Origin of the sequence: Sinorhizobium medicae, assembly GCF_007827695.1 — a bacterium.
Taxonomy (GTDB): domain Bacteria; phylum Pseudomonadota; class Alphaproteobacteria; order Rhizobiales; family Rhizobiaceae; genus Sinorhizobium; species Sinorhizobium medicae.
Genome location: NZ_VITA01000021.1, coordinates 15611 through 34251 on the forward strand (window position 1 = coordinate 15611; position 18641 = coordinate 34251).

At 60.1% G+C, this 18641-nt stretch carries 15 protein-coding genes and 2 pseudogenes; 14 read left to right on the forward strand and 3 right to left on the reverse strand.

Features of this window, described 5'->3' with window-relative positions; translation table 11 throughout:
• The first annotated feature begins 9 nt into the window (after positions 1-9).
• The 5 genes from FB009_RS26795 to FB009_RS26815 are packed head-to-tail and all read left to right on the forward strand — an operon-like array spanning position 10 to position 5611.
• Positions 10-960: an ABC transporter permease gene (locus FB009_RS26795; RefSeq protein WP_011970604.1), complete on the forward strand. Its 951-nt coding sequence runs from the start codon at positions 10-12 to the stop codon at positions 958-960.
• Between the two features lie 5 nt (positions 961-965).
• The gene (locus FB009_RS26800) at positions 966-2159 is read left to right on the forward strand and encodes an amidohydrolase family protein (protein WP_011970603.1); all 1194 of its coding nucleotides are present in this window, start codon (positions 966-968) and stop codon (positions 2157-2159) included.
• A complete protein-coding gene (locus FB009_RS26805; protein WP_011970602.1) occupies positions 2159-3652 on the forward strand; it encodes an amidohydrolase family protein in 1494 nt (497 codons plus the stop codon). Before FB009_RS26800 ends, FB009_RS26805 begins: the two co-directional genes overlap by 1 nt.
• Positions 3645-4628 carry an ABC transporter ATP-binding protein gene (locus FB009_RS26810; RefSeq protein ID WP_011970601.1) on the forward strand — a complete coding sequence of 328 codons (984 nt, stop codon included), beginning with the start codon at positions 3645-3647 and terminating at the stop codon, positions 4626-4628. The genes FB009_RS26805 and FB009_RS26810 overlap by 8 nt, the downstream gene beginning before the upstream one ends.
• Positions 4625-5611: an ABC transporter ATP-binding protein gene (locus FB009_RS26815; RefSeq protein WP_011970600.1), complete on the forward strand. Its 987-nt coding sequence runs from the start codon at positions 4625-4627 to the stop codon at positions 5609-5611. The genes FB009_RS26810 and FB009_RS26815 overlap by 4 nt, the downstream gene beginning before the upstream one ends.
• Before the next feature lie 40 nt (positions 5612-5651).
• Here FB009_RS26815 and FB009_RS26820 read toward each other — a convergent pair whose 3' ends face one another.
• Positions 5652-6329: a GntR family transcriptional regulator gene (locus FB009_RS26820; RefSeq protein WP_145162345.1), complete on the reverse strand. Its 678-nt coding sequence runs from the start codon at positions 6327-6329 to the stop codon at positions 5652-5654.
• A 136-nt stretch (positions 6330-6465) separates the two neighbouring features.
• Here FB009_RS26820 and FB009_RS26825 point away from each other — a divergent pair, with 136 nt between their 5' ends.
• The 8 genes and pseudogenes from FB009_RS26825 to FB009_RS26865 all read left to right on the forward strand — a co-directional run bounded on the left by FB009_RS26825 (position 6466) and on the right by FB009_RS26865 (position 13166).
• Entirely contained in the window at positions 6466-7092 is a 627-nt protein-coding gene (locus FB009_RS26825) for a flavin reductase family protein (protein WP_011970598.1), read from the forward strand.
• 28 nt (positions 7093-7120) lie between these two features.
• A complete protein-coding gene (locus tag FB009_RS26830; RefSeq protein WP_011970597.1) occupies positions 7121-7846 on the forward strand; it encodes an aspartate/glutamate racemase family protein in 726 nt (241 codons plus the stop codon).
• 66 nt (positions 7847-7912) lie between these two features.
• Positions 7913-8023: pseudogene (locus tag FB009_RS26835) on the forward strand (sugar-binding domain-containing protein); the annotation flags it as partial.
• A gap of 32 nt (positions 8024-8055) precedes the next feature.
• Positions 8056-8433 (forward strand): annotated as a pseudogene (locus FB009_RS26840) (SDR family oxidoreductase); the annotation flags it as partial.
• 690 nt (positions 8434-9123) lie between these two features.
• The gene (locus FB009_RS26850; protein WP_011970595.1) at positions 9124-9855 is read left to right on the forward strand and encodes a helix-turn-helix transcriptional regulator; all 732 of its coding nucleotides are present in this window, start codon (positions 9124-9126) and stop codon (positions 9853-9855) included.
• Between the two features lie 205 nt (positions 9856-10060).
• Positions 10061-11131: a class I SAM-dependent methyltransferase gene (locus FB009_RS26855; RefSeq protein ID WP_024312297.1), complete on the forward strand. Its 1071-nt coding sequence runs from the start codon at positions 10061-10063 to the stop codon at positions 11129-11131.
• A complete protein-coding gene (locus FB009_RS26860) occupies positions 11128-12537 on the forward strand; it encodes a hypothetical protein (RefSeq protein ID WP_011970593.1) in 1410 nt (469 codons plus the stop codon). The genes FB009_RS26855 and FB009_RS26860 overlap by 4 nt, the downstream gene beginning before the upstream one ends.
• 98 nt (positions 12538-12635) lie before the next feature.
• Positions 12636-13166 carry a GNAT family N-acetyltransferase gene (locus tag FB009_RS26865; protein WP_011970592.1) on the forward strand — a complete coding sequence of 177 codons (531 nt, stop codon included), beginning with the start codon at positions 12636-12638 and terminating at the stop codon, positions 13164-13166.
• Positions 13167-13409: 243 nt separating this feature from the next.
• Here the strand turns inward: FB009_RS26865 and FB009_RS26870 are convergent, their stop codons facing one another.
• Both FB009_RS26870 and FB009_RS26875 read right to left on the reverse strand, forming a co-directional pair.
• Positions 13410-13820 carry a response regulator gene (locus FB009_RS26870; protein WP_018210574.1) on the reverse strand — a complete coding sequence of 137 codons (411 nt, stop codon included), beginning with the start codon at positions 13818-13820 and terminating at the stop codon, positions 13410-13412.
• Complete coding sequence (locus tag FB009_RS26875) at positions 13804-17286, reverse strand: chemotaxis protein CheB (protein ID WP_011970590.1); 3483 nt, start codon at positions 17284-17286, stop codon at positions 13804-13806. The genes FB009_RS26870 and FB009_RS26875 overlap by 17 nt, the downstream gene beginning before the upstream one ends.
• Positions 17287-17528: 242 nt before the next feature.
• Here FB009_RS26875 and FB009_RS26880 point away from each other — a divergent pair, with 242 nt between their 5' ends.
• Positions 17529-18584: a chemotaxis protein CheB gene (locus FB009_RS26880; protein WP_011970589.1), complete on the forward strand. Its 1056-nt coding sequence runs from the start codon at positions 17529-17531 to the stop codon at positions 18582-18584.
• The last annotated feature ends 57 nt before the right edge of the window (positions 18585-18641 follow it).

The window sequence follows — 18641 nt, forward strand, 5'->3', positions numbered from 1 at the left end:
CCAAGACCGATGAGCACCCAGACTTCCCGAACTCCGCCGATCACGCGTCCCTCGCTTCTCCAGCGCATCCGCAAAAGCGATCTGTGGTGGTCGTTCACGCACAGCAAGACCGCGATGTTCAGCGCCGCGCTCCTGGGGATCCTGATCCTGACCGCCCTCTTCGCCCCGCTGATCGCGCCGCAGAATCCCTATGACGGGGCAGCGCTCGACATGTGGAAGGCGGAACTGCCGCCCCTATGGGAAGAAGGCGGCGAATGGCCTTTTCTTCTCGGCACCGACACGCAAGGGCGAGACATGCTGTCTGCCATTCTCTATGGGACGCGCATCTCTATCATCATCGGTATAGCCTCGGTCGCGCTCTCCCTCCTGATCGGCATGAGCGCGGGGCTGATCTCCGGCTTCTTCGGCGGCTTCATCGACAATCTGCTGATGCGCATCGGCGACATCACTCTCTCCATTCCGACCATTCTCGTCGCCATTCTCGTCTCGACCGTCGTGCGTCAGATGCTGCCCGTCAGCCTGCGTGAGGTTGGCGCGTCGGCGGTGCTCATCCTGGCCATCGCGCTATCGGCATGGGTGCAATATGCCCGAACGGTGCGCGCGCAGGCCATTGTCGAAACCGGCAAGGACTACGTTTCGGCAGCGCGGCTGATCGGCGTGCCTGCCCGGCGCATCATGGCCAGTCACATCCTGCCCAATACGTTGACGCCGATCATGGTAGCGGCCACCCTCAACTTCGGCATGGCGATCCTCACGGAAGCCACGCTTTCGTTCCTTGGCATCGGCATGCCACCGAGCCAGCCGTCTCTGGGAACGCTGATCCGCATCGGCAACCAGTTCCTGTTCTCGGGTTCCTGGTGGATCGTCCTCTTCCCCGTCCTGCAGCTCTGCATGCTGGTCGTGGCCGTCAACATGCTCGGCGACTGGCTGCGCGATGCTCTCAATCCGAAACTGAGGTAAGTCCCATGAACGACCTTTTGCTCCGCAACGTCAGGCCCATGGCAGGCGAAAGCTGCGATATCCTGATTAGGGACGGAAAGATCGCCGGTTTCGGGCGTTTTGAAGCGGAACCAGGCATGGCCGTGGAAGATGGCGGCAACGCCATCGCCGCCCCCGGGCTGATCGATGCGCATACCCATCTCGACAAGACGACCTGGGGCATGCCGTGGCATGTCAACAACCGCGCCGCAGTCCTGCGTGAGCGTATCGATTTCGAACGCGAGCATCGTCTGGAGATCGGCATCGATCCGCACCGCCAGTCGATGCGTCATGCGATCGGTCTGGCCGCGCATGGCGCAACGCATATCCGAAGCCATGTCGATATCGATCCGGTTCATCGCCTGTCGCTGGTCGAGGGCGTCTGGGAAACGCGCGAGAAGCTCAGGGGCATCATCGACATCGAAATCGTCGCGTTTCCCCAATCAGGCCTGATGGTCATGCCCGGCACGAAGGAGTTGCTCGACGAGGCGCTGCGTCAGGGCTGCGAAGTGCTGGGCGGCATCGATCCGTGCGGGATAGACCGCGATCCGAAGGGCCAGCTCGACATTCTGTTTGCACTCGCCACCAAGCATGGCGTTCCGATCGACATTCACCTGCATGAGACGGGCGATCTCGGCGCCTTCACCATGGAACTCATCTTCGAGCGGATCCGCGCCAACGGCATGGAAGGCAAGGTGGCAATCAGCCACGCCTTTGCGCTCGGCATGAACGACTATCTGCGCGTCGGCCAGCTGATCGAGCAGCTCGCTATTCTCGACGTCGCGATCCTCACCACCGGCGCGCCTTCGGCCACGGTGCCCTCGATCAAGCGCCTGAAGGAAGCGGCCGTGCGCGTCGGCGGCGGCTGTGACGGTATCCGTGACACCTGGGGACCATGGGGCCAGCCGGACATGCTGGACCGCGCCAAGGTTATCGGCATGAAGAACGGCGTGCGCTCGGATCACGATCTGGAGCATTTGCTGCACATCGTCTCGCAAGGCGGTGCGGATATCATGCGGCTTGAAAATTACGGCCTTGAAGTCGGCCGCGATGCGGACTTCACCCTGTTGACCGGCGAGACGCTGGCGCATGCCGTGGTCGATGTCGCCCCGCGTCCGCTGGTCGTCAAAGGGGGTCGCGTCACGGCCCGTCAGGGTGTCGCCGTCGTGGAGATGCCGTAATGAGCGGAGCGTTCGATACCCTTCCGCTCGGGCGCCGGCCGGAAGGCCGCACACTGATCACCGCAAGCTGGGTCGTCGGGCATAAGGACGGCAGACACCGGCTTCTCCGCAATGGCGAGGTGGTTTTCGAGAACGGCGAGATTCTGTTCGTCGGGCACCGTTTCGCCGGTGAAACGGCGCGCCGGATCGACTTCGGCGACGCCTTGATCAGCCCCGGCCTGATCGATCTCGACGCGCTGTCCGATCTCGATACGACCATCCTCGGCATCGACAATCATCCCGGCTGGGCCAAGGGCCGCGTCTGGCCGCGCTCCTATGTCGAGGCCGGTCCTTATGAAATGTACACGCAGGAGGAGCTTGCTTTTCAGAAGCGGTTCGCCTTCGCCCAGCTGTTGTTGAACGGCATTACCACGGCCGCTCCCATCGCCTCGTTGTTTTATCGAGAATGGGGTGAAACGGTCGCCGAATTCGACGCCGCTGCGGAGGCCGCGGGGGAACTTGGCTTGCGTGTCTATCTGAGCCCCGCCTATCGTTCGGGCGGAATGGTGCTGGAAGCGCCTGGCAAGATCGTGCCGGTCTTCGACGAGGAGCGCGGTATTCAGGGTCTGAAAGACGCCATTGCCTACATTGAACGCCAGAATGGCCGCCATGGCGACCTGGTGCGCGGCATGCTGGCGCCGGACCGAGTGGAGACCTCGACGATCGGGCTCTTACAGCGCACCGATGCCGCCGCTCGCGATCTAGGCTGCAAATTCCGGCTGCATATGGCGCAGGGTGCGATGGAAGTCGACACTGTGCGCATGCTGCACGGCTCGACAGCACCGGTCTGGCTTTCAAACCACGGCCTGCTGAGCGACCGCCTGATCGCGCCGCATGCCACCAATGCCACGGACGAAGACCTCGGCCATTACGCGGCGAACGGCGTTTCCATCGTCCATTGTCCGCTCGTCTCGGGCCGTGGCGGTTCGATCCTAAACTCCTTCTCCTCCTGCGTGAAACGCGGGATCAATATTGCCATGGGCACCGACACGACCCCGCCCGACATGCTGATGAACCTGCTGGCGGGCCTCATCACGGGCCGCATCGCCGACGGCGCACCGGACCGCCTGCGTTCAGCCGACCTGTTCGATGCGGCGACGATCGGCGGCGCTAAGGCGCTGGGCCGTTCCGATCTCGGCCATCTGTCACCGGGAGCGCGCGCCGATATTGCGATCTTCCGACTCGACGACGTCTTCATGGCTCCGTCAATCGACCCGATCACCACGATCGTCACCGGCGGTTCGGGAAAGATCACCCATGCGGTCTTCGTCGACGGCCGCGTCTCCATGCTTGATCGCCGGTTGGCCGGCTTCGACATGCAGGAGGCGCGCATTCGGGCGCAGATACAATATGACGGGCTGGTCGCCCGATATCCCGAGCGGAGCTGGAACAATCCTCCGGTCGCCGAAATCTTCCCGCCCAGCTATCCGATAGAGGGGAACGTCAATGGGTGACATGCAGGAACCAGTCGTCGAAGTCCGCAATCTGCGTGTGGATTTTCCCGGCCGCCACGGCACCGTAACGGCGCTGTCGGGTATCAGCCTGTCGATTCGGCCGGGCGAAATACTCGGTGTCGTGGGCGAATCCGGCGCAGGGAAATCCATGACGGGGCTTGCCATTCAGGGTCTGCTCGAAGCGCCGGGCCATATTGCCGGCGGCGAGGTCTGGCTCGGTGAGAGCCGCATCGATACGCTCGACGACCGCGCCATGGAAAAGATCCGCGGCCGCGAGATCGGCGCGATCTTTCAGGACCCCCTCACCTCGCTCAATCCGCTGTTCACGGTCGGCGCTCAGCTCGTCGAAACCATTCGCCGGCATCTCGGTCTTGGTAAGGCCGAAGCCCGTGCCCGCGCCGTGCAACTGCTGCGCGATGTCGGCATTCCTTCGCCTGAGGACCGGGTCAACCAGTATCCGCATCAGTTCTCGGGCGGCATGCGCCAGCGTGTCGTGATCGCACTTGCGCTTGCGGCGTCGCCGAAACTCGTCATCGCCGACGAACCTACCACGGCGCTCGACGTGTCGATCCAGGCGCAGATCATTTCGCTCCTTCGCAAATTGTGCAAGGAGAAGCAGACCGCCGTCATGCTCGTCACGCACGATATGGGCGTGATCGCGGAAGCTGCCGACCGCATTGCGGTCCTGTATGCCGGACGGCTAGTCGAGATCGGGCCCGTCGAGCAGGTGCTGCACCAGCCGCGCCATCCCTATACGCAAGGTCTTATGGCTTCGATTCCGTCGCTGGGTGCGCGGGTCGAGAGGCTCAACCAGATCGACGGCTCCATGCCGCGCCTGGACGCCATACCCGACGGCTGCGCCTTCAATCCGCGCTGCAGCATGGCAGGTCCGCGCTGCCGGCGCGAGCAGCCGGAGCTTGTTTTTGCAGGCCATAGTGCAAGCGCATGCTGGCTGAACGCAGGAGGCACCGCATGACGAAACCGCTGCAAAAGACGCCGGCATTGACCGTTGACCACCTGGTCAAGACATTCGATGTGTCCGCTCCCTGGCTCAACCGTGTGGTGGAGCGCAAGCCCCGGCAGTATCTGCAAGCCGTGAACGATATCAGCTTCACCGTGCCCGCCGGGGGCTGCCTCAGCATCGTCGGCGAGAGCGGCTGCGGAAAATCCACCGTTGCCCGCCTTGTCACCGGCCTGCACCGTCCGACCAGCGGCGCAATGCGCTTCGCGCCCGGAAAGAGCGGCGCGGCCCTTTCGGCGCAGATGATCTTTCAGGACCCCTACGCCTCGCTCAACCCGCGATGGCGGGTGAAGAATATCGTTGCCGAACCGCTGCGCGAAATGAAGCTGCGCAAGACCGCCGCCGAAGTCACCGAGCGTGTGGAAGAGCTTCTGCACACGGTCGGGCTATCGCCATCCGACGGTGAGAAGTTCCCGCACGAATTTTCCGGTGGTCAGCGCCAGCGCATCTCGATCGCGCGCGCGCTGGCAAGCGAGCCGGAATTCCTGGTCTGCGACGAGCCGACCTCGGCGCTCGACGTGTCGGTGCAGGCACAGGTGCTTAACCTGATGCGCCGTTTGCAGGACGAACTGGGGCTGACCTATCTCTTCATCAGCCATGATATGAGCGTCGTTCGCCAGATGTCGGACCGCATCGCGGTGATGTATCTGGGCCGCATCGTGGAGGAGGGCGACACGGAGCAGCTGTTTGCCGAGCCGCGTCATCCCTACACGCAGCTCCTGCTGCAGACGATTCCGAACATCGCGGCGCCGAACCGCAACCGGGAGCCCGCCAGCGGCGAAGTGCCGAGCCCGCTGAAGCCGCCGTCCGGCTGTGCCTTCCACCCGCGTTGCCCGGTGGCCATCGGGCGCTGCTCCAAGGAAGTGCCTGAGGTGCGGGTCTTGCCCAACGGTACCCGTGTGACCTGTCATCTGGTTGAGGACGGGTTAGCGAAATGATGAGGAGTGGCGGAAAGCCGCTTACCAGCTCTCCGCCATTTCATCCCAAGGCTGCGCGCAGATCATGCGAAAAGTCCCTGATCTCGCTCAAGTCCAGCTCGGCTTCCACATGCTCCAGATGATGCGCCATGAGATGAACGGCTTTTTTGGCCTCCTTCTCCGAAATTGCCTTGACGATATCGGCATGTTCGTCCGGGCCGCAATTGAAGCGCGTGGTGTTTCGGTAAACGGCGGTAATCAAAGAACTGCGAGCGATGAGGTCGCGCATGGTCGTAAACAGGAAATCCGACCCGGTCAGTTCCGCCAGGAGAAGATGGAAGCCGCCGGAAAGTTTGATGATGTCCGTGGTGCTGTCTTCCGCATTGGCGATCCGCTCCTTCTTGACGTGGTCGCGAAGCCGCTTCACGCTCTCTTTCGACATCGACGTGCATAGGCGTTCCACAATGCACCGTTCCACCGCCTGGCGAACGGAAAACACATCGCGGGCCTCTTCCACGGAGGGCTTGCAGACAAAAGCACCACGATTGGGGATGATCGTAACCAGACCGTCGCGTGCGAGAACGGTCAGCGCCTGACGAATACGTGCGCGGCTGACGTAAAAAATCGAGGCCAGTTGTTCTTCTTTGAGCTGCACGCCTGGACGCAATCGCCGCTGGGCAATGGAAAGCCATACCTTCTCGACGATCTGCTCGACCGACATCGCCGCTTGTTCGCTCATACTCTGATCTCCTTGCTGAAGCAGACAATCGCGAAGCGCGTGAAAAAGTCAACTCGCGGATTCAAATAGCTTGCAATATTGTCTACAATATGAAAGCTTATTGTAGATCATACAGTCGATATTTTTTGGAACCCTGATGGAATTCGATTTTGAAGAGCTCGAACCGCAAAGCCGCTACAGGCTGCTGACGAATTTCATCGGTCCGCGCCCGATCGCGTTGGTGACGACCCGCTCCGGGAGCGGGCATAGCAATGCTGCGCCGATGAGCTTTTTCAACGTATTCTCACACGATCCGGCCATCGTCGTGCTGGGTATCCAGCCGCGTCTGACCGGAGAGCCGAAGGATACGATGGTCAATATTCGCCGCTCCGGTGAATTCGCCATCAGCATGGTCGATATGGCTTTGTCTCAGCAGATGCTGGTCTGCGGGCTCGGCTTCGAGAGCGAGGTCGACGAGCTGGAAATGGCGGGAATGAAAGCGACCCCGTGCCGCAAGATAGATGTTGCCTATGCCGAGGAGGCACCGTGCGTCTTCGAATGCCGAGTCGAGCGCCTGATCGACTATCCACGCCGCACGCTGGTTTTGGGCGAGGTGGTCCACATGCATGTACGGCGCGATTGCCTCGATGCCGCAGGTCATTATGTGAACCCGGAACAATACCAGCCCATCGCCCGGCTCCACGCTGACAATTACATCACGTCAGACCGCCAATTCGTTTTGAAGGCCCCGCCGATCGCCGATTTCATAAAGCCGAAGAAATAGGCTCCAACGACAGGCACCGAATTTCCCCATGCATATTCATCTGATCAATCCCAATTCGACAGCTTCCATGACGACGCAGGCGCTGGAAAGTGCCTTGCTGGTCAAGCACGCTCACACCCGCGTCTCTGCCTCCAATCCGACGGATACGCCGGTTAGTATCGAGGGTGGCGCCGACGAGGCAATGGCGGTGCCGGGAATGCTGGCGGAAATCCGCCAAGGCGAGGCGCAGGGCGTCGACGCCTATGTCATTGCCTGTTTCGATGATCCCGGACTGCACGCAGCGCGCGAAGTCGCCAAGGGGCCCGTGATCGGCATCTGCCAGGCCGCGGTCCAGGTAGCCATGACGATCAGCCGCCGCTTCTCGGTCATAACCACCCTCCCCCGCTCGGTTCCGATCATCGAAGATCTGATAAGTGATTACGGTGCGGAGCGTCACTGCCGAAAAGTACGTGCCATCGATCTTCCGGTCCTTGCCCTCGAGGAAGATCCGCAAAAGGCCGAGCGGCTCCTGCTGCAGGAAATCGAGCTGGCCAAGGCAGAAGATGGCGCCGAAGCGATTGTGCTCGGCTGTGCGGGAATGTCGTCGCTATGCGACCGTCTCAAGGAGGCGACAGGCGTGCCGGTGATCGATGGTGTGACTGCCGCAGTCAAAATGGCGGAAGCGCTAATCGGAGCAGGATATACGACCTCCAAGGTCAACACTTACGCCTATCCGCGGATCAAAGCCGCAGTCGGTCACAAGGTTTGCGCTTAGAGAATAGCGGCTATTGTCGACAATTTTGTCGTTTGCCAAACTCTTCCGATCCGGGACAATGCGCACCGGGTTATCGCACTGGCGGGCGGAGAATCCAAAACCCAGGCCATTGCCGGCGCTATGAAGCTGGGCATCATCGATGTGCTTGTCACCGAAAAGTTCACTGCAGCTCGGCTTGCGCTACGTCAACCTCGACGTGATCACGAAGGTGGCTCTTCTGCCCGGAGGCCGTCCGCCGATTTCCGACCAGCGGCACCAAAGCGCGCCAGGCCCGCCAGGGCTTCATCTACACTGTGCATTGCGCGGTCTCGAAATTCGGTGTTGTCGGCCTAACGCAGAGCCTTGCCAAAAGAGCTCGCTCGCCTGGCCATTACGGTGAATGCAATTTGCCCCGGTATCAAGATGTGGCACTACAACGGTGAGTACGGTCCAGGCGAACTCAGGGGTGAGTGGGTCGACGGCTTTCCCCCGGACCGTGCCGGGACGCCCGCTGAAGTCGGTTCACTTGTCGCCTTTCTTGCGTCTGAGCATGCAAGCTACAGCACCGACCCGACCATCAATGTCGATGCGGCTTAATCATGTCGTAGTTCAGCCAGTCCGAATGAAACGAAGCGTGCGCAAGCGGTGTGCGCACGCATTGAACCTGGCATTCTTCTCCAGGCCAAATGGGTTCGGGGAGACTGCCACCAATACGGACCCGAAGGATACAGCCGATCAACCGCCTTCTTCTGCAAAGGGCCATCCGGCGCCAGATCATTACCACTTCCAAGGTCATCAAGCGTTTCTAGCTGGAGCTGGGCGGCAAATCCCCGGAGATCCTCGTTTGATGCGGATTTGGCTCGGGTTGCCCGGCGCCGCAACGGGCATTTCCGATCGGATTCACGCGGGCGCCGTGGTGGTCAACTGCCATGGGCGAATCGATCCTTTAGTGGGCTTTAGCGGCGGCAAGGGCGGACTGCCCACCTCGACACGATTTATATGCTGCCTGACGGCCGCTCCGCTGCCGTGGAGCTGCGAGCCAGCGCCGGGTAGTGCAACTTCTTGAGGATCTTCGATCAGAAGATCGATGCCGAATTCCTTGCCGGCGATGTGCGAGCGCCTCGCCGGCCTGTTGGCCAGGTGCGAACAAAACAGCATCCATCGAGCTTCCGCGCGGCCCGCCTACTTGCCGGGTTGGCCCTCGTACTTCCTACAGTATCGCAAGCCGACAGCCGCCATTATGATACGAATTTCTGATTTGAAACACAGTGCGAAATGGCAAGCAGGCATTACTCCCGATGGTCAACCACCGTAGACTGTCAGCGTCGTTAAGGACGCTTCAGGCAGCGAAGCATCGCGCGGACCTTCAGTCCGCATTGGGCGAACTTTGCGAGCACTACGGCGTGTCGCACATGACAATTCTTGTGGTTTGCAGCGGTGGCAGATCGGGCTCGTACCCCTATTGTTGCACGACGTATCCGGAACGGTGGACGGAAAAATACGTCGGCAAGTGCTTTTTCGAAATAGACCCGGTGATCGACGTGATTCGGTGGGGGTTCCTCCCGGTGGACTGGTCCTCTCTCGATCGGCGATCAGAACAGGCCCACCGCTTGTTTAAGGAAGCTCGTTTGTACGATATCGGCCCTCATGGCCTGACGATCCCAATCCGGGGTCCTAAAGGCGAACGATGTCTCCTCTCCGTGACGTCGAACCTACCCGGGCGCCATTGGTCACGGCTACGCGCTTCGAGTATTCACGAACTTCAGATCCTTTCCCACTATCTTCATGAGACCGTGCTTTCTGCCAGCGGTCTGCGAGGGACCGACCGTTATCGGAACCTCTCCAGGCGCGAAAGTCAGTGCTTCCAGTTGCTTGCAACAGGTCGGATTTCTAAGCAGATAGCAGCGGACCTCGGCATCTCGGAGAACGCCGTGAAATTGTACCTGCGTTCGGCAAGGATGAAGCTGGGAGCTGCTACAAGTCATCAGGCCGTTGCCCGGGCGAGCTTCCTCGAGTTGATCAAGATCTGAGCGCTCGATCGCAGATTCCAGGTCTGTATGTCTCCATCGGGCCTTCTCAACAACATCAATCTACCGAATTCGGTAGATTGGCTGCGCCCTCCCAAGGGTCCACACATGGCACCCACAAACTCACGCACGGAAGATGCCGACGCAGCCGAAACACGCTCAATGAACCTGAGGTGAAGCGCCCGCCGGCGTTATTCGGGAGGTGGCTATGGTGGATCGACTAACGATTGAACATTGGCGAAACGCTCCCAGGCTTACATGCTTGGCCGCGTTCTTCGAAACGACCGCAAGCGGACAGGGTGGAGCGCCGGACCTTGCCCAGCCGCAGCTCGACATGAGTCTGCTCGACTTCGATCTTGAGGTCTCAGTTTTCTCCGATACGCACCGGCGTCTATGGGGACCCTTCGACAGCCATTATTTCGCGAGCATCCCCTACAGGCTCGAAGAGGAATGCCGCCTGGGTGCTGCGATACTATCCTTTGCATCGAGGGCCTGGGCACGCAGCGCTTCCCCAACAACAATATACACACTTGGGACGGGCACCGGTTGCCTTGCGCGCACGCTTGCCACGCTTGGCAATGGTCGCATCGAGGCGCTCTGCTGCAGTCCAACGGCTGCCAACCGCACATCATTCTTTGCGAAACGGGCAAGCGAGCACGCTCACTTCTTTCACGGCCCGTTCTTCGAATTGGATGACGAACGATACGCGACCGATGACGATCTCCTCCCGTTTCGGGGCGGATTCGACGTGCTATTAGAGGATACGACGTTTCAGATGTACGACCGTGATCGTTTAAAGCAGCTCGAGTTCGTCGTCCCTCGCATACGGCCTGGCGGTCTCCTCGTGCAGGTGCAGAAGCTCGCGCATGAAGATCGCGACATCTATGAGGAACGCGAGCGGCAGAAGGACGAGGTTTTCAAGTCCCGGTTCTTCTCGACAGGTCACATATCCAAGAAAAAAGATGAAGTCCTCAACACGATGACGGACCTTCAAGTCGATCTGGCGACCACGGTAGCCGCTCTGAGAGCGTTTTTCCGTTACTCGGTACTGACCTGGAACAGCGGGAACTTCTACACCATCGTCTCATCTAACTCCCGGTCTTCCGTGTTGGAACTGATTTCGCTGATGGTGAAGCCGGCAATTCCACCAGGCTATTGCCACGAACGCCTGCCAGCCACGATCGTCGATACTGAGGTAGAGGCGTTGGCTCCTGATCTGACGTGGCGCAGCGCGAACACAATGGTGCCGCTCGCGCCGAAGCTCGGCATCATGAAATGACGGCCATCCGAAAGGCCGGCGAGCATTGCAGCACAGCCGACGTGCGCCGCGCGTTGTCTGCCTTGATGCCGCATCTCACCTCTTATTGGGAGCGCCCCCTTCGGGACTATGCGTCGGTTGCCCACGACGTCAAGAACTTCCATTCCGAGAGTAGCGCGCGTCGTCATGCAATGGAGCTGCTCTGCCGCTGCGTCAAACGAGCGGCACGCAGGTCCGGTTACGACCATGACGAAGCTCAAAGCGCCAGCCTGCAGTTGATGGCGTCGCCGGTGCTGCAGACCGGCCCGCACTGCCTGCTGCTTATCGAACCGGATGCGTTCTACACGCACCTGTTCAGCCTGTTGGGCCTGAACGCCAATAGCCGCGAATGGTACATCACCTATCACGCCTCGACCGTCAGTTTCGCGGAAAAGGCAAAGAAGGGTCCCGGATGGCTCTGGCTTGAGGGCGAGCCGCTGAACGTCTTCGGCCTGCCTCGAGGCCAGATGGATTCATTCAGCATCTGCGGCTCGAATGGACCCTATCGTTTCGCTTTCTCGAATGCCAAAGGTGATCCAGCACCGAATGACTCTGCCGCCTATCTCCTCTCCGAACTGCCTTCCGATGAATTTTCCTCCGCGGCCGACGCAATCAGGGCGGCCAATCAAACTCTCTGGCGCGGCAACCTCCCCTCCCCGATCAAGCTGCTCCAGCTCGACGATTTCGACATCGCAGACCTGGTCGCCGACCATTTCGACGACGCTGGATCCTGGATGTCGGCTCGTTTTATCGGAGGCGGCAAGGTTGCTGAGAGCATCCTGGACGCCATGGATCGCCTGAACATTGGGTCGTGGCAGGGTTGGGTACGCAGAACGACCGATCTCTTCTGGCGCTTGGAGAAAGGCAGGATTGTTCCGCTCCGCCTCCAGGGCAATACCCTCAGGGCCCGTACCCCGTCCAGTTTCGCCGTGAGCTTCCGGCCGGACAGGATCGCTGCGGCGCTCCGCCAGCGAGCGATCGTGCCCAGTCTGTATACTGTGTTCCTGGTGCTTTCCATCTTGCCGGGCGTGAGAGCGCTCGGGGGATGTCGCCAGACCATTTACTACCCCCTCATGCGCTATCTTACAGCGATTGGCCTTGAGCGATCGGGTAATTTCGATCTCTTGTCCGACCTGCGTGGGGACGACCGACCCGGGCTTTGGGGCCACCGTGTCTTGAAGCCTGCTGACGGCTATCCATTCCAGGACATCGGGTTTTTCGGCGAGGCCCCGCGACCCCTTTCAGAATACGCCGAAATGCCTTTGGTGAAGTCGAGCGGTGATCTCGCAAGGTTCACCGGGGATCCCATCTGGGCAAACTTGTCGGAGCAAATCGCCAACGGGGTCATCACTTCAGGGTCAACCGAGTGGCAATTGTCTGGTTCGTGATCGAGGAAGGATGCTGAGCAGCTTCGATGCTGGGCGTCGTCGTACCATTTGATCAGAGGGTGGCAGCACACGGTGTTTTCAGCGCAGCCTGGGAACTGGTGGAGGTCGATGTGTCGATTGAAGAAGGGTCGATAATCAGGCGGTTATCAGTCGATGACATCGACGTTTTTCGCCGCATACGTCTGGAGGCGCTTTCACACGAACCCTTTTCGTTTGCGAGCGTATTTGGTGATTGGGTCCATCTCTCCGACCGCGAATGGCGCCAGCATCTGGATCAGCCAGTGTTTGTCGCGTTCCTGAGTGGGCAGCCCGTTGGCATGATGGGGCTCAGGTTTGAGCGTGCGAGGAAGATGGCGCATCGCACGAGGCTTGTCAGCGTCTATGTGCGGAAAGACAATCGAAGGACCGGGATCGCGGCAAAGCTTTTGCATGACGTTACGGAGCATGCACGAGACCGCGGAGTTCTGCAGGTGGAGCTTGCGGTGAGTGCGGACAATTCGGCCGCGATACGGTTCTATCAACGCCACGGTTTCGTAGAGGTTGGCCGCATCCCAAACGGCTTCCTGGGCCACGGCACCGAGAACGACGAGTTGATCATGGTACTGCGCTTGGCTCGCGAGAGGGGATGAGCTTCGAGCAGAAGAATGCCCGCATGCTGGGACGCACTGAGCAGTAATCGGTTACCGCGTCCTGGTCGAAGGACCAAGGTTGCCGGCGGTTTCTGCGCCTATTGTGGGCTTCCATATTGCCACGTGCAGCAGCTCACGAGGTCGTTCCAATCGATGCATGCGGCGACATGCTAATACACAGGCTGCGCTACCAGCTACTTTCCGAAGATACTCTCCGCCGGAGCAAGTTGCCGTCATGGAAACTTACGAGGGGGAAATCGGCATGCTCGAGGCCATAAGCACTTCCACGGCCTTCCCAACAATATCCTGCTGCATGGCGGGCTTTACCATGACGACGGCGCCGTTGCTTTTCTTTCGCATCTCGTCGGGTAGGGTTTGGCCACTATAGAAGAAGAATGGAATGCCCCGCTCGTTGAGGAGATCGATGACTCTCTCGGTGGTTGCCGTTCCCAAGCGAATGTCGAGCACCGCGAGCGCAAGCGCTTCATTCTTCGCTGCCACCAATGCGGTCTCAAGGGTCCCGCACGGTCCCACCACCTGAGCTCCAACATCGACAAATGCTGCTTCCAAATCGAGAGCGATCCAAACCTCATCCTCGACGACCAAGACTCTGAGGCCCTCAAGAAACCTGCCATCGTCACTTTTCCCCACCATCTGGCCGGATCTCCGGAAGCTCGATGTCGATCGTGCAGACGACGCCATCCGGTTGGAAATCGCGATGAACCGTAGATCCTGGCAAACTCTTCTCGATCAGAACGCCGCCGAAACCCTGCTCGCTCGGCGGCTCGACCGGCGGGCCACCGCGTTCTTGCCAGATAACCCCGAGGCTTCGGCCGTTGTTCCCGAGTTTCCAACTGAGCTTGATCTGTCCGTTTCCTGTAGAAAATGCGCCGTATTTCGCGGCATTGGTCGCGAGCTCGTGGAGCACGAGACCGAACGGCGTAGCGAGGTCCGGCGGCAACGTCACTGGCTCGCCCTCGATCTGCAGCCGGCGCCGATCGCTGGCGGCGTAGGCATCGAGTTGCCGTCGCGCGAGTTCGTTGAGCTCAGCGCCGCTCCATTCAGAGTCGACAAGCAGCTTGTGGGCGCTCGCAAGCGCTGCGAGGCGCCCTTCAAAGCGCTCGACGAAGTCCTCGCTCGATCGGGTTGTGCGGAGAGTCTGTCGCGCCAGCGACTGGACGACAGCGAGCGTGTTCTTCACGCGATGGCTTAGCTCGTTCAGCAAGAGCTGCCCGCGCCGCTCCCAGCGCTTGCGGTCGGTAATGTCGCGGGTGCTTTCCAGCACAAGGCGGCGCTCGCCAAACGGCACGAGCTCTATTTGGCTCTCTACCGTCAGCACGCGACCGTCCTTCGTGGTATGGTTCAGTTCGCCGCTCCAACGGCCCTTTTGGCTGAGTGTTCGCCTGAGCTTGTCAAAGGACGAGCCGGGAACGCCGGTCTTGAGCAGTTCTTCCTTGCGTCTTCCGAGCGCCTCCTCACGCGAATAACCATAGAGTTCCTCGCTGCCGCGATTCCACTGCATTACGCCATCGTCAAAGTCCCACACGAATATCGGTGAGCGCGAAAGCTCGACAAGCCGCATTTCCTGCTCAAGGCGTTGCCCGCTCTCCTTCGCCGCCTCTTCGGCATGGCGCCGCTCGCTGATGTCGACGAACGTGACCACAACGCCGTCTATCTTGTCTTCGATTGTTCGGTAGGGGCGCATCCGCACCAGATACCAGCCGTCGTTGCGGCCCTTCACCTCGTGTTCGACTGGCTTGAGTGTCTCCAGCACCGCCCGCGCGTCATCAGAAAGTCTCTTATATTGGAGGCGATGCGTGAAATCAGTGATCGGCCGGCCTTCGTCGTTCGAAGTGACGTTAAATATTTCCGTCAAACGCGGGGTAAACCGCTTGATACGCAGGGAGGGGTCAAGGAAAAGCGTCGCGATGTCGGTCGCGGCCATCAAGTTCTGTAGGTCGCTGTTAGCGCGCGATATGCTTTCCAGCTTCAGCTTGAGCTCATTGTTGACAGTTTGCAGCTCCTCGTTGATGGATTGTAGCTCTTCCTTGCTCGTTTCCAGTTCCTCGGCCGTCGAACGGTATTCCTCGTTCATCGACTGCAGCTCTTCGTTGGCAGCCCGCAACTCCTCAGTAGCAGTGTCCGACTCCTCGCTCGTCAGGCGAAGCCGGTTTTGCGCGAGCTGCAATTCCTCCTGCAATCGGCGGATCGCCTCGTCAATCGTCGGGCGCCCGTCAAGCGTATCGAGCACGACCTCCTGGGTCTTGTCGATGGCTTCACCTTCGATAAAGAGCACAAGAGCATGCCTCGTACGCTCCGTCCCCCGGACCACAGGCTTCACTTGCAGGTAGACCCGGTGCGGCTGCCCATCGAGGTCAGCAAGAATGGGCATGCTCAACGTGGGTTCATTCCGCCCAAAGGCCCGGTGCAGCGCTGCTCTTAGATCGAAGCGAAATTCCTCACGCACGAGATCCGTGGCGGCGGTACTAACAGGGCCTCCCGACGGCTTGAGAAACCGTCCGGCATTTTCCGAAAGATGAATTGCGTGGTGGCTTTCATCAACCAGCATGCTTGGAGGCGCGATTTTCTCGAGCATCTGGCGGTGTACCGCTGCGTCGCTGCCGTGCCCTGCCGGCGGCGTCCGAATAATGGTCGATTTCATTTCCGGCTTATGTGGCCCAAGCAGCGCCGGCAGCACCATGGGTCGAGCACCGGCGCCCGCTAGTGCCCTGTAGATACGCGCCTCGCGATCCACAGGGCGGAAGAGTCCGGGGCAGTCAGCACTTTCCGACGATCCGAGGAAGAGGAAACCACCTGCGTTGAGCGCGTAATGAAACGTGTTGCACACCTGCTGCTGCAGCTGCCGATCGAGGTAGATCAGCAGGTTTCGGCAGGAAATCATGTCGAGATGGGAGAAGGGCGGGTCTCTAAGTAGACTGTGGCTGGCAAACAGAACCGCGTCTCGCAAATCGCGGCGCACTCGATAATGATCTCCCTCACGCTGGAAGAAACGGCGAAGTCGTTCCTCCGAGAGATCGCCTTCGACCGTCGACGGGTATCGTCCCTCGCGCGCGATGCGAAGTGCCTGTTCGTCGAGGTCCGAGCCGAAGACCTGGATTTCCGGCGAGAGGTCGCGGCGTGCCGCCTCCTCGAGCAGAAGGATGCCAATTGTGTAGGCCTCCTCACCGGTAGCGCAGCCCGGAACCCAAACCCTGATCTTGTCGGCAACTTCTTTTCCGTCAAACAGGTGTGGGATGACTCTTTCGGCCAGTACCTCGAAAGCCGAAGGATCGCGAAAGAACGTTGTAACCGAAATCAAAAAGTCGCTGAACAGCGCCTGAGCTTCCTCTGGATTCTCGCGCAGGTAGTTGTAGTAGTCCGCAAAGGTCTCCCTCCTGGCAACCTGCGCTCGCCGTCCGATACGCCGCAAAATCGTAGCCCGCTTGTATTGGGAGAAATCGTGTCCGGTTCGGCCGCGCACATGGGCCACAATTCGCCCGATCATCTCATCATCGTTTACGCGGAACTGGTGGGACGGAAGCTGATCACGGCGGGCGAGCAACTCAGCCACCCGATGAGGAAGCTCTCGGATAGGCAGCACGAAGTCTGCAACCTCAGTGGCGATGGCGTTGCGCGGCATGGAGGCATATTCTGCCTCATCGGGATCCTGGACGAGCACGATTCCGTCCGCCTCCTTGATAGCCTTGACCCCAATCGCACCGTCCGCCCCGGCACCAGTGAGAATAATCGCAAATTCGCTCCGATGCTCCTCGGCAAGCGATCGAAAGAAAAAATCAATGGGCGCGCGGAGGGCATGCGGCTCTTCGAAGGGGAGCGCGGCTATCGTACCGTCGGCAATCTTAAGCCGACGGTTTGGCGCGATGACGTAAACGTGGTTGCTTTCAAGACGCGCCTGGTCCTCGACCTGCGTAACCGGCATGCGCGTCCGTGCCGCCAAAATGTTCGCAAGCTCGCTTCTGGCGTGCGGATCGAGATGGACAATGACGACGAAAGTCGCGCCAGTGTCAATCGGCATAAGATCAAAAAAGGTCTGAAGTGCCTGGACGCCCCCGGCGGAAGCCCCAATCGCGACAATCGGAGGATCAGCTTTTTGAACCATGGCCAAGTTCCCCGGAACATCGCAGAACGCACCGCCTGCCCGACTGCGGCGTCTGCCGGAATTATCAAGACCACTTCAAAGCCGGGACTCGGCCACCATTTTACGCTTTCTGCACGATCCTCATATATCAGCTGTAATATTGGCGCGGATAGTGTCGGCTGGGAAAATCTTCTCCCCGACTAAGATTTACGCGCGGTCGAACTTATCCTTTCGCCGGGCGTTTTTGACCGATGGAGCACGCGATGCGAGACGTCATAGCCATAGGAGGTTCGCTCGGCGCGGTGGCAGCTTTGAAGCACCTGCTTGGCAAACTTCCGGGCGACTTCGCCGCCGCTGTATTCGTCGTCATACATGTCGGCGCAGGCGGCAATGACCTACTCGCAGATATATTCGATGCGCATGCCGAAATTCCAGTCACCACCGCTGTCGACGGGGAGCACGTCGAACCTGGACACGTCTATGTTGCGCCCGCGGACCACCATCTCCTCGTCATCGACGGTATCATCAGGCTTGGCCGAGGACCCCGCGAGAACCTGGCCCGACCGGCGGTCGACCCTCTCTTTCGATCGGTCGGTTTGAACTACGGACCGCGCGCCATCGCGGTCGTACTCACGGGGATGTTGAATGACGGGGCCGCCGGCCTTGCCGATGTCAAGCGGTGCGGTGGACTGACCGTCGTCCAGAACCCTAGCGACGCAGTTGCACCGGACATGCCGATGGGGGCCCTGAGGGCAAGCGACGTCGATCATCGCGCGCCCCTCGACGGTCTCGCCGCACTCCTCATCGAGCTCACCCACGAAGAGGCCGGTCCGCCAATTCCCGTCCCGACCGACATCAAGCTCGAGGTCGATATCGCGCTCGGCCGGCAGATCGGTTCCGAGAAAATGCTAAACATCGCGGACCCGGTTCCGATCTCGTGCCCCGCCTGCGGCGGCGTGCTTTCGCAGATCAAGAGTTGGCCGCCGCTGCGGTTTCGGTGTCAAGTCGGGCATGCCTATACGTCCGAGGCTTTGGTTGCGGAGTCGGAGGGCGCCGTCGACGAGGCGCTGAGAGTTGCCCTTCGTATAATCGAGGAGAGGGTGACTCTCAGCGAAAAAATGGCAGACGATGCAGATCATAGCGGTTTCGCCGCCGCCGCCGCCGCATACAGAAGGCGGGCCGATGAGGGACGGGAGCACGCGGAGACACTTCGCTACGCCATAATCGGCGTTGCCTCGGAGGCAACTGCAGGCGAATTGGAGCACGACGGTAGGGCCGCCGCCAAAAATCCGGGTCACATCGACCCGGAATCATCTTGACGAGAAGCTTCCTTCGACAGCCGCCCCGGCAATAGATTTCCGCCAATGAAATTCAGG